Here is a 12,611-nt window from a genome sequence, read left to right as displayed (position 1 = left end):
TCCGGCTATAGGCCGCTTATTTTACATTTGTAGCAGCGGGCGTGGGAACAGGATCTGTGACATCATCTGTCTTCGCTTTACTCAGTGCCTGCATCTTATCGTAATAGGCATTAAACTGCAGCTGCCATTCCGCTAATAACTTATTATACTCCGCCACAGTGACCGGGGCCGCTATGACAATTTCCGGGAAAGGGGTATTTTTTACGTAGTCAATAAAGTCGGTGCCATGGTTGCCTTCATGGAAACCCAACGAGCTGTTACCCGCTGCCTTATCTGTTTCCAGCGCTCCCCGGCCATAGCTGGAATCCATCTGCGCATGAGCACTGGCGCCATACACTGTTTCTACTTCCAGTTTTTTCGTGAAGGTAACCGCAGCTACTTTCTTATCCTTCCAGGTAAGTACCGGCACCGGATGCATATTCCCATAGGTTCTGGCAGCATTGGCTTTTATACCTTCTCCTTTACGCGCTTTTCGGTCCGGCTTTACCACCACGGTAAAAGCACCGGATGGAAAAGTAGCCACCCGTGATTTTTCGTCCGGATGTACACCTGCCGGCAATGGCGTGGATATTTCCCGCTGTACGGCTGGTGCAGCAGATGTAGGGGTTGCGGCAGCCTGTTGCTCCGGCATCGCCGGTGCCGCACCCTGTTGTACCACGTGGGTCAGTTCATGTGCCAGCAAATGTTTACCGGTGGCTCCTGCCGGATCGTATTTACCGCTGTTGAAATAAACATCGTTGCCATGGGTAAAAGCCTGCGCGCCCAGTTCATTGCTGAGTTGCACCGCTGTCGTATCCGTGTGTATTTTTACGTTCCGGAAATCGGCGCCAATCGCGTTACTCATTTCAGCACACGTCTCCGGCGACATATGATCACCTTGTTGTTGCTGCGCTTTCAACTGACCCGATAAGTCACGGCTATCGCCGCCCTTAGCCGTGTCGTTGGGCTGAGCTTTTGTCATCACCAGCGGCTTTCCTCTTTTTTCTTTTTCATCGATTTCTTCTTTGAGGACTTCATCTGCCGGCAACTTTTTTTCCGGTTCTTCTTTCTTTTGTATTTTCTCTTCTTCTTTTTTTCCGGAGATGTCTTTTTTCTGCACTTTTTTCTCTTCCTCGTTTTTATCCGGTGATCCTTTCTTTTGAAGTTTCTTTTCCTCTTCCTTCTTTTCCGGCATGCCTTTCTGCTGCACCATTTTTTCTTCCTCTTTCTTTTCCGGGCTGTCTTTTTTTTGCAGCTTCTTTTCTTCTTCTTTTTTCTCCGGCATCCCTTTCCGCTGTACTTTTTTTTCTTCTTCTTTTTTATCCGGTAATGATTTCTCCTGCACCGCTTCCTCTTCCGGTGCCGCTTTCCGCTGTACAGCAGATATCTCTTTCCGTTGCAGGGCATTTCCTTTCACGCCCTGCCGGCTCACTACTTTACCCGCCACGGCATCCGCTTCTTTTTCATAAGGATCTCCTTCCTGACCAAAAGTCAGTTTAGGCTGAAAAAAAGGATCCTGTTTTGTTTGTATGTTTTGCTGTACGGGATTAAAAAAGGAAGCATCCTGCTGCTCCGCTGTTTCGGGGTTACGATGCCGCCGGTACCGGCGGCTACTGCTTGTTTTCATGACTGTGCGTTTTAGGGGTATATCACGCTGCTTTCCGGCGGCCGTTATGCATAAAACCTGGCCGCCACTTCTGTTGCCAGCCGGTAATAATCTTTGGCTCCATTTGCCTGGCTATCGTAGGTAAATATATCGGAGGCTTCTTCCCGGGCTCTGGCCAGTGCGACATTACTGCGAATTTCTGCAGACAGTACCAGCTCCGGATACATTTTCTCCAGGGCGATACGTACCGAACGATGCATACTTTTATGTTCATCATATTGGGTAAGCACCAGGCCCGCCATTTTCAGTTTTTTATTGAGTTGTTGCCGGATCTGCTGCAGGTTTTTCATAAACTGCTGTACGCCTTTAAAAGGCAGCAACGCGGTCTGTAACGGCAACAATACGTAGTCGCTGGCCGTTAAGGCGTTCACCGTCAGCATACCCAATGCAGGCGGACAGTCCACCACCACAATATCGAATTGCGCCCATACCTGTTTCAGTACCTGCTTCAGGAGTTGCTCCCGGCCGTAGACATTGACCAGCTCCAGCTCTGCACCCGCCAATTCCAGGTTGGCCGGAATCAGCGGCAATACGCCCGTCCGGACAATTGCCTGCTCCACTGCTATGGTTTCGCCGGCCGCTGCCTGCTTCAATAATTCGTATATGCTTAATGGTGAGTCGTCTGTAACACCCATGGATTGGGTCAGGTTGGCCTGCGGGTCGAGGTCTACCAACAGCACCTGCTTTCCTGCACGATGCAGGGCAGCGGCGAGGTTCAAGGCGGTGGTAGTTTTACCTGAACCGCCTTTCTGTATGGCAATGGAGAGGATGAGCATATTTTGGGGGTTATAGTACTTGTTAATTAAAGCGAATCTTCTTTTCTATGCAAAAACCCATCGCTATCGACTTCAAAACTATCGCCTTTCAGATCGGTATCAAATGCGTCCAGCCAATCAAAGAAAGAGGTATAGTCTGTGGCAATAGGTCCCTGTTCCATTAAACGAATAATGATTTGTCCCGGCACCCCTTCCGGCCCCGGATCCATATCAATACAAACCGTATCACCTGCGCTATTCATCGCTATAGGCACCCATTTCTCATGCCAGCCTACCTTTTTTATCCGTGGATCTCCGGACATATTTTTTGTCATTTTATCAAAAGTCCCTGCTTTATTCAATCGATTCATGTCATTTCTTTCCTGTATAATACCTTCCGCATCAAACATATCATACGTACCTAAACTGATACCTTCCTGTTGTATGTTAAAGGATGCTTTAAAATCCAGCGGCAATGTAAAGCCGAGTTCTTTTTCCAATGCGGTGGCAGGCGCTTCACTTCCGGCTGCTTCCAGCTGTCTATTTAAGTCATCGGCTGTATGGACTCCATTTTCCTGAAACCATTCTGCAATCCCACTCCAGGTATTCAACATGGCCTGATAAACAATGTTTTCTGGTTCCCGGGCAGGATCTGCAAATACAATATCCGATCTCCAGATTATCTTCTCTCTTAACTCAGGTACTAACTGCTGTAGCTGATCGGCTTCCTGCTCAAACAATGCAATTACATTTATCAGGCGCCCGGTTGCCTGCTCATCATCTAACCATTGTGCAGATAAATAACCTTTATCCATGATTAATAGGTGCTTCATCCTATCAAACCCGGGAAGCGTTATTTGCTTGTAGATACTTCCTGAAACCAGTTCTTCTCCTGCAATTACTTTATTAAACAGTTGGTAATAAAAATTACCCGTTTCCAATGCCTTTTGTTCTGAAACAGCTCCCATCACCTCTATACTAAATTCAATATCCCATTCTTTCTCTCCTTCCAGCACCGACAAACCCAGAGAAGTGATGGTATTAGATTCATCATCTATCTCCGACTGATTTACTCCCACCTGAAAGGTGCTATTTTTTTTAGTTGCGGGCAGTGTCACCAATAAATCGGGCTTGCCAAAAAAGTCCTCGTAGGCGTTCAGTAAATTTTCCATTATTTTTATTTTTTAAAGTAATCTTTATGATTAACATCATACCACCATGGCTTACTACCCTCATCTTTAGACGGTTCCAAATAAGATTCTGATTCGCTGGCACTCTGGGAAGACACGGTCTTGTCTTCTATACCATGAAAATTATTAGGATCCCGATTCCACTCCAGATTCTGCTTTCTTGTTTGTTTGTGTCCATATCTGTTCCAATGTTCGGATGCCCCCATTTTGATATGATGCCCGAGTACAATACGGTCATAAGGTACCAACAATCTTTCGCCTTTTACAATTCTTGTTCTGGCACATTCATACCGTGCCTGGGCTGAAGATAAATATGCAATATCAAACTCTTTCCCGGGTGCATAACCATATTTATACTTGCTGGGATCTGTTTCATCTTTCTCCATTATCAAACTTTTTCTTAATACAATCAACCCACCTGCACTGGTTTTATCAAAGTTATCGTACCCGTATGCCCTTCGTTTATCAAAATCAACATCCCGCTTTCCTTCTTCCAACAAACTCTTATCAAAGCTTAGTTTACGATAAGAATCTTTTCTATCTGCAATGGAGGAGAACGAAAACAATACCTTCTTCTTTTCCTCCCAAATCCCGGTCCATGTACTGATGGTTGTTTTTTGATAACCCGTTACCGCTTTTAAAAAATCATTTAACTCGGCAATTTCAAATACCTTTCCTTTAAAATGAGCTTGCGCAAGCGCTAAGGCATTCTTTTCTGCTTCTTCTTTAGGTTTACCTGTTTTAGGACTTGCCTGAATATATTCATAATCCCAGGAATCTTTCCCATCAACCACCGTTATAGACTTAAATACCGGGTGTTCTACCTTCACCGTTGCAGCTACCTGCTGCGCTTCGTCTTTCAATATCTCTCCATTGGTAAGATACTTTTTTTCTTCTTTATCAATCGCCTTCAACCCTTTGGCCAACTGATTTTTCTTATCTTTCTCCTTCGCCTTTTCCTCTTTACTTTTGGGTTTATTATCCCCCGGCTTCATGAGGGCCTTTACCTTCACAGTCTGCTTGTTCGGCCGGCCATCCATCACACCGGTTACCACCCATATGTTGTTGCCTTTCGGTGCAATGGTAATACCAGGAACGCTGTATTTCTTTTTAATATTTTCTACCGCGGCATTGATTTCTTCCCGCGTCATCGGTTTATGGCTTTCCAGTACCCGCAGTTCTTTCATGGCCTGGCCAAAGTTGAGGACGGCATCCTTCTTGCCTTTTCCCTTATCATCTTTTTCCTTGCCTTTGCCACCACCTTTACCAGCAGGTGCCGGAACCGGTTTACCTCCTCCAGGCGCTTTTCCTCCCGGAGCTTTGCCGCCCGGCGTGCCACCAGCCGGCGCTTTACCACCAGCAGGGGCTTTATCGCCTCCCGGTGGCGGCGCAGCTGCACCACCGTCTACAAATTTACCTTGTTTTTCGCCTTTATCGCCACCACCTTTCTTCGGTACATGATCCTCTACCAGATCTGTCATAAACTTGGTACCATCGAATTTGGCTTCGCTGAAAGATACTTCCGGTACTTTTTTGGAACCCAGTACATATTCCATATCGGCGCCGATACCAAATTCTCCCGGCAACGGATATTCCAGGGAGCCAATAGGCCAGGTCCATTTTTTATCCGGCAATGGCGACCACCATGGACTATCTACTTCTACAAAGAGATCGCCGCTGAGGCCCAGGAATGGCTGCGCTGCAATTTCCATATGACCTTTGAAGAAGAATTCACCCGGATCGCGGTAACCGATGGTAGGTCGTGCATCAATATATCCTTTTACGCCGGCGTCGGCATTTACACCTACGCCTACTTTTACGTCGTGACCCAGTAATTCCAGACCAGCCCCTCCTTCTGCCCGCAGCCGCAAACCAGCATAGGCAGACATGTTCAGGGAACCGGACAAAGAAATGTTTTTGGCAATATCCGGGTTAGTGGAGTAAGTACCGTTTACTTCTATGTTGTATATCTTGGCAGGTCCTACTTTCGCCAGGGCAATGAGCGCAAGGTTCGCAAATACAAATACATTGCCTATGACCGGCACACCATAGGTGGCGCGGGCTTCCAGCTTAAAGAGTTCCTTGCTGTAATCTTTTTGCGGGAACAGGATAATTTCTTTCGGCGGCGCAATTTTACCCACCACCGTTACGGTGCCTTTGCCATCTACGATCACGGTGACCGTACCCGCAAACCATTCCGTCATGTTGAAGGTGAGCGTACCCATACCAGCCAATGCCCGCGGACCTTTGCCGGTAGCCGGCGGTACCTCTGCCGGTGGTACCACTTCGTCTGCTTTGGCGCCGCCTACCTGGTCTGTTGCAAAGCGGTCGGCCGTTGCTTTGTCGGTCATCACCAGGGTAATGGAACCGCTCAGCTTATCGCCTTCATAACCAACCGATCCTTTTACATCCAGTATGCCTTCCGCGAACTTCGCTTCCACCTTGCCGGAGAAAGATTTATAGCTAACATCCAGCGATCCTTCGCCGGATAATTTTTCTTCTTTCAGTGTAATATTCAGCTGACTCTTTACAACGCCTTTGATATCGATGTCGGCATCTACTTTCGCCGTAGGCTGCATATTAATGAAGCCCATATCCAGTGTGGCGTCTGCAAATCCACCTACCTTTACTTTTGCCCCGTTCAGGGTAAAGGTAAAGGCACCTGCTTCGAAAGTATTGGTAACGTGTGCTGCTGCTTTTTCCACATCAATGCCGGTTAACCAGCCGATCGCCTTGTCGTTGCTGCGTAACCATTTAGGAATAGCATCCGGCAGGTTACTTTTACCAATGGTCGCAAATCCACTGATTTGCCCATTGGACAGTTTTACTGCCAGCACCGGGTTAGCGGCCTGCAGGAAAGGCATATTCATCGGCAGCCAGGCATTGTTTATACTTTCCAGGGCGCCATCTTTTTCCCGTACTGTGAAGGAGCCCGCTCCTGCCAGATTGCCGGCGGTAACGTTTACCTCCATGCCTTCGTTTTTCGCATTGCGGATCGCTTCTTTCAAAGTAGCGGAAGGATTGAATGCACCGGAAGATATGTTTACCACTTCTCCCATGGCCGCAGCCGGCGGCGCACTGGCGGCCGGTTTAGCTGGTGCCGGCGTAGCGGGCTTCGTTTGTACTTCTTCCTGTGGCGCCGGGGTAATGGCCGGTGGTTGTTTTGTTTCCTGCTCTGTAGCCGGCTCCCGCTGTACTTCCGGGGTTGCCTGCTTCTGTACAGCCGCGCCCTGTTGTACCGTATGGGTTAACTCATGTGCCAGCAGGTGTTGTCCGGAACTGCTGCCGGTATTGTATTTTCCATCATTGAAATAAATATCATTGCCGTGGGTAAAGGCCTGTGCCTGCAGATCATTACTCAGGGAAGTGGCTTCACTGCCTGTATGTATTCTCACACCGCTGAAGTCAGCACCTATGGAAGACTCCATAGCAGCGCGGGTATCGGGAGGCAGGGAGGAGCCCGCGCCTTTGCTGCTTTTCAGACGGTGCTCGAGGTTGGCATTACTATTTTCTGTTGCCGGCGGAGCGGTATCATCGTTTGTTTTCCGTTGCAGCTTATCTTCCGGCGGATCGCCCATACTATCGAATATGGGTTTCCGTTGTATTTTTTCTTCCTCTCCGGATTTTTCTTCCTCCACCACTTCTTTTTCCTTCTTTTGTGCGGTAACCGGCGCAGGTGCTGTCACAGGTGTAATACCGGGTAATGCTTTCAGCTGTACCGGTGCAGGAGATTGCATCCGTTGAACCGTCTGATCGGCCACCTGGTCTGCCTGTTTCTCAAAATGATCATCCGGCTTGCCAATGGTTAATTTCCGTTGGACAAAAAACGGGGCAGGCTCCGGGCCTGCGTCGGCATTATATGCCTGATCACTTTCTTTATTGAAGAAAGTAGTTCCCGGTTGCTGTTGCTGCGGCTGTCGGGCCGCCCGGGATGTGCTCTTTGTATCCGCGGCTTTTATCATGATATTATACCCATACAGTTTTGATCAGCCAGGGTGTCCACGACAATGCAACTACACCAAAGCCCCATGGCAAACGATCCAATAAAATATCGTAGGATTGTTGCGATACGCGTAAGTGCCATTCTTCATTTGTCCATTCCAGCTTTCCTTCCCGCAACAGGAAGTTAGCCCGTAAACCATCCGGAGAAGTGTTCCCCAGTGCGTTCCAGTTGGTAATCACTGCTTCCAGCAGTTCTTCTGCGCCTGCTTTTTCTTCCGCAGACAAGGTCACAAACCGGCTAACCGGCTGTGAAGGCGGTATCCCACACAATATTTTGGGGAGTACCAGTTCATATTCCGGCAATTCCATATCACCGGCAGCCAGGTATCCCAACAGGTGTACTGCTTTCTCTCTGGCTGCTTCATCTGTAAAGTGTGCGCCGGTTTTAAGACCCAGCGAATCGAATAAAATACCGATATAGGGATGTAATAGGATCAGCCCCGCCTGCTCCACGTACAAGACCGTACCATCAGCCGGTAGCGGCGCTTCCTCAACAGGAGGTTCCGACGTGTTGTCTTTAGCCCCTGCGGCCGGCTGCGCGGCTGCCGGTGATGACGTAGCAGCAGTCGGTGTACTTGCCGGCTGATCTTCTGCAGCAGTCGTGTCCGGTGAATGTCGTTTAACCGTTTCCGATATAGGTGGAATATTACCAGCCGTTTGTTGGGGTATTTCCTGGGGCGGCGTACGGAGCTCTTTGTCTTTTTCCGGTGGCGATTGCGGTATCTGTTTTTCCAGTTGATGATCTGTTGACAACGAGGTTTCCTGTGGTGGTATACGGCGTTCCTTATCTTTCTCCGGTGACGATTGCGGTATTTGATTCTCCGGTTGTTTTTCCTGTTGTTTTTCCGGTTGATGATCCTCTTTATGATCCGGTTGATGATCCGGCGACGAGGATGTTGCGGTATTGTTGGACAGCTGTTCTGCTGCCGCATCGCGTACAGCCGCCGGAGGTAATAATCTTTCGCTGTGACTGCGCAGTGCCGCAATACCAGTGGCATAATAGCCGGTCAGTGTTTTCAGGGACTGATGAAATACACTACCTGTTTTGATCGCCAGCGTTTCCGGCAGTTGTTGAAAAACGTATAACAAACGTACCACCAGTGGCGCTGTAAAAAACAGGCGGATCATTTTATCCAGTAAATCTGCCGGCCGGATATTTGGTTTCACCAAAATCACTTCCCGGATCAGCCATTCTTTCAGTTGCAGCCGGAAAGCTGTGCGTTCCGGTAAAATGGTATACAATCCTGACCATTGCTGCGACAGTATCTGCTGTACGGTAGGATGGAAACAACAACGTTCCAGCTCATCGCCCAGCGTGTCGGCAAACTGGAAGGCGCCTGCATCGCAGGCCCGCATCCACTGCTGCTGAAAGACGGATGAAAACTGCCGCAGCAATCGTTTGATGGCCACCGGATGCTGTGTCAGCACCTCCCGGCATTTCTCCAGCGCTTTACTGTCGGTAGCCAGCGTTTCCAGTACTCCGGATTCCCAGTCACCGGACTCCCATTCCTGCGGCGACCACCTGGCACTGGTATGCGGCAAGGTACCCTGTTCCAGGAAGTATAACCAGCTGTTGAAATAGCTTTGGGCCAGCGGCAGGCGGGATACTCCTTTTTCGGTCCATAGCGGCTGCTCTGCTATCGGGTAATGTTGATGCATATACGTAATCACCGTATCCGGTATGTCATGCAGGATTTCCAGGGTGCAGGTATCCAGGTTTATTTCCAGCTGGTCTATCTGCAACAGGACGTCTTCATCGGCCCAATCATCAAAAAGGCCGGCCAGCAATGGTAGCAGTTCATGCCGGCACATCGCCGCAATACGGGCATACCAGGCAGGCGCCTCTTCTCTCGAAGGCAGCTGGAGTTCCACGATCAGTTTTCCTATGACATGTTGTTGTATCATGGTTTGAATATGTCGTTGTAAGCAGCAATGGTTGCTTCATTATCCGGCCGGGTAATTTCTACAGTGGTCCATACTGCATTCCATTTCACCAAATCCTTATCATAGCCCTTCATCATGACAGCAGCATCTGCCAATGGTTTTTTCGCAGCAGGAAATATCTCTCCAGGTACGCTCGTCAGCAACTGGTCTATATAATAGGCTGTGGCATTGTACAAGAGCAACTCTAATGGAGATGTTGCCGCGGCGGCCTTTTGTTTTTTGGGAGGTGTTGTTGGCGTCAGTACTTTTAGTAAGGTAGTATAATCAGTAGTCAACACCGTATCTGAGCCTTTTTTATCCAGGAATTTTTTTGTTTCAACAAACCAAGGTTCGGTGCTCGAACCAGCAGCCTCTTTTACTACATCACGATAACGCTTTATACGGGTGTCCATGATGGCGGTATCTACTACGACAGTCACAGTTAATGTTGCTTTAGCTGTACAGTCGGTAATATCCGGGAAGGAATATTCCAGGTTGTAATTGCCGATCTCCGGCTTTTTCACCTGTAGCTTACCGGTTAACAGTCCTTCGTCCCAGGAAATATGGTATTGATCCGCCGGTATTTTAGTTATACCTGCGGTTGTTTCTTTATACAGATGGAATACACCGCCTAATACCAAGCGTTCCAGTGGTAATTCCAGGTCCCCCTCCTTCCATTTCCATTCGGCAGTATCTTCACCGCTACTGGTCAGCATATGTCCTATCCCCTGTGGGCAGATGTCGATTGTTTGCTCGTAGGTACTGTTAAGGGATTCTTTGGAGGCAGTCAGTTTGACTTTATAAGTTACACCCTGGCTCAATGATATAGGGAAGGTCACTTGCTCGCTGACCAATGTCGTATCTTTCTCCTCCAGCAACACACCGTTGTAATCATACAATTCCCAGTGGAAAGCAGTTGCATACAGCGATTGGTTATCCAATTCCAGTTGATAGGAAGTACCTGCTTTAGCATCTGATGGCTCACTGATACGTATCGCCTCCATCTTAAAATAGGCCTGTGGTACCAACTGTTCAAAGACAACCTGTATGGCCGGTACTTTCGAGCAGCAGGTATAAGGCAAACAGAAATCAGCTACTACTTTATAATCCAGCAACGCTGCTGCTTTTTCTTGTCCTGTTGCCCGTTCCTGGTCATCCTGGCTGGCTACCAACTTTACGATATCCATCATTTCGGAAGAGGCTACCGTATCCTTGATGTTCTGGTCGCACACCAATACCAGGGTGCCTCCTTTGGGCACGCCTCCGGTGTGTTCCAGTCCCGGATGTTTTTTGGCGAAATGGGTAAAGAGCAGGTTATTCAGCAATTCGCTTTTGCGGCGTACGTATTCTTCACTTACGGCATTGAGGCCACTCATAAAGTTGATACAACTTGGGCGCTTTTTCTCATCACAGAGTTGATCACACAGCTTTTTTTCCCAACCTACTCCCTGCCCTGAAATATAGCTGGCCAGGTTTTCAAACATCTGTCCTATTTGTGCTCTGTTAAATCCACCCGGGAATATTTTATCTTCCCAGGTATTCGCACAATTCCAGCCAGCACGCAAATCATACACAATATCTTCCAGCATCACACCCAGATCTGTAAAGTGAGCAGACTTATCCTTAATAAGTTCCTGCATAGACTCCGGTGTTCCCAGGTAGACAATTTTTATATCAAAAGGGAGATGATACTTCTTCCGCTCTGCCGCAATATCTTCCTCTATCTTCATCGCTGCCACACCATGATGTCCCTGTATCCGAAAAAACGTATAGGCGTTGATGTCATTCCACATCAATTTATTATCTACCGTATCAACCATACCTGGTATCACCGGCACCCTGCCACGTCTCATCACAGCAGGATTCCAGAAACGCGGCCAATCCGTTGTCTTTACGTAGTAATAGGGAATAGATCTTCTGCTCAATGGCAAATGAATACCTTCATCCGGAATGATATGTACCTTATCAGGGAACTTTACAGTTGCACTAAATACTGTGTTGGACTGTAATACCAGTTGTTTCATACGTGTAATAAACAACCGGGCCGTTTCGATTATAGCACTGTTGACATCAGCAGAAGGCAGGTGGAATAATCCCATACGGTAGTCGTTAATGTCTATCCTTCCATCTGCAGGACTATCTGTATTTGCAGGGCCTAAAGCGATGTAGCCGGGGAATGCTTTTTTATCGGGAAAACTTACCAGTACGGTATTAAAGAAGTCGGAGTTGGCAAATTCTTCATAGGCGCTCACCAGCTCTTTACAATAGTCGTACCACCAGGGCAACCATTTATCATTGTTATCCAATTGTTGCCGTACAGCTGCCAAGGAAGCTGCCAGTCCATCAAAAGGATTGTCTGTATTATCCGGTAACAACAACGGTTGCACCAATGCATATAATTTACGGTAAGCCTCTCCAATACCGGCTTCTGCTTCGGTGCATACCCGTTTAAAACCGTCAGCCACAGTACTCCAGTTAATAAACGAATCGAAAGTAATACCAGCATTTTCGTTCTGATAACCGAAACGATGTACCGCAGGGCCGTCGCCTTCCAACACAGGTGTGATTTGCGGAAACCATTTCTGCCGATCAAATTTATCCAGTTCTGTTTTCGCTATCAATACTGCTTCTGCCTGCACTTCCCGGGTAATTTCGTTACTGTTGTAACCATATAAACAGCTCGACTGAGGCGAATCCTTCCGGGTACTTACCAATACCACGATATAGTCTTTTTCCGCCAATACCGTTGCCAGCGGTTCTCCTTCCGTATTACCGGTGACCAGTCGGCGGATGTTTACCTGTTGGCCCGATAGCGGCAATTGCTCTTCCGTTTTGGCACGGCTGAAAGTGAGGGCATCATCCAATACAAACAACAAGCCATCTGAGGTGACCGCTGTTCCCGGTAATAACCGAAGCGTGTTTGAGGTCTCCTGCCAGTCCAGTGTCAGTCCGTAAAAAACACCGCGTCCCTCCAGGTATATCCGGGTATCCTCACTCTCCTGTTCTGCATAATTAACGATACCGGTCAGGCTGGTGCTTTTCAACTGTTGTCCCTTTGAAAAGAACGGGTAAGGAGAAGAAGTATTAACTATCATT

The 12,611-nt window shown here is 48.0% G+C and carries 6 protein-coding genes; all 6 read right to left on the bottom strand.

The features are described from left to right. Positions 1-16: 16 nt before the first annotated feature. Genes OL444_RS14105 through OL444_RS14080 form a run of 6 tightly spaced genes read right to left on the bottom strand, consistent with a single transcriptional unit; the run spans position 17 to position 12,610 of the window. Entirely contained in the window at positions 17-1,606 is a 1,590-nt protein-coding gene (locus tag OL444_RS14105; RefSeq protein WP_264732452.1) for an eCIS core domain-containing protein, read from the bottom strand. 44 nt (positions 1,607-1,650) lie between these two features. Next, entirely contained in the window at positions 1,651-2,421 is a 771-nt protein-coding gene (locus OL444_RS14100; protein WP_264732454.1) for a ParA family protein, read from the bottom strand. Between the two features lie 26 nt (positions 2,422-2,447). Further along, positions 2,448-3,572: an SMI1/KNR4 family protein gene (locus OL444_RS14095; RefSeq protein ID WP_264732456.1), complete on the bottom strand. Its 1,125-nt coding sequence runs from the start codon at positions 3,570-3,572 to the stop codon at positions 2,448-2,450. Between the two features lie 5 nt (positions 3,573-3,577). Continuing rightward, positions 3,578-7,552: an eCIS core domain-containing protein gene (locus OL444_RS14090; RefSeq protein ID WP_264732458.1), complete on the bottom strand. Its 3,975-nt coding sequence runs from the start codon at positions 7,550-7,552 to the stop codon at positions 3,578-3,580. Between the two features lie 4 nt (positions 7,553-7,556). Next, positions 7,557-9,497, bottom strand: coding sequence for a contractile injection system tape measure protein (locus OL444_RS14085; protein WP_264732461.1), 1,941 nt, complete (start codon positions 9,495-9,497; stop codon positions 7,557-7,559). Beyond that, positions 9,494-12,610 carry a hypothetical protein gene (locus OL444_RS14080; protein WP_264732463.1) on the bottom strand — a complete coding sequence of 1,039 codons (3,117 nt, stop codon included), beginning with the start codon at positions 12,608-12,610 and terminating at the stop codon, positions 9,494-9,496. Before OL444_RS14080 ends, OL444_RS14085 begins: the two co-directional genes overlap by 4 nt. Position 12,611: the final 1 nt, after the last annotated feature.

The sequence above is a fragment of the Chitinophaga nivalis genome, assembly GCF_025989125.1.
Taxonomy (GTDB): domain Bacteria; phylum Bacteroidota; class Bacteroidia; order Chitinophagales; family Chitinophagaceae; genus Chitinophaga; species Chitinophaga nivalis.
This window is presented reverse-complemented; position numbering and strand designations above follow the sequence as displayed.

Excerpts from the sequence above, each read along its gene's own strand:
- OL444_RS14105 (WP_264732452.1), bottom strand. The coding sequence starts at position 1,606 with ATGAAAACAAGCAGTAGCCGCCGGTACCGGCGGCATCGTAACCCCGAA.
- OL444_RS14100 (WP_264732454.1), bottom strand. The coding sequence starts at position 2,421 with ATGCTCATCCTCTCCATTGCCATACAGAAAGGCGGTTCAGGTAAAACT.
- OL444_RS14095 (WP_264732456.1), bottom strand. The coding sequence starts at position 3,572 with ATGGAAAATTTACTGAACGCCTACGAGGACTTTTTTGGCAAGCCCGAT.
- OL444_RS14090 (WP_264732458.1), bottom strand. The coding sequence starts at position 7,552 with ATGATAAAAGCCGCGGATACAAAGAGCACATCCCGGGCGGCCCGACAG.
- OL444_RS14085 (WP_264732461.1), bottom strand. The coding sequence starts at position 9,497 with ATGATACAACAACATGTCATAGGAAAACTGATCGTGGAACTCCAGCTG.
- OL444_RS14080 (WP_264732463.1), bottom strand. The coding sequence starts at position 12,610 with ATGATAGTTAATACTTCTTCTCCTTACCCGTTCTTTTCAAAGGGACAA.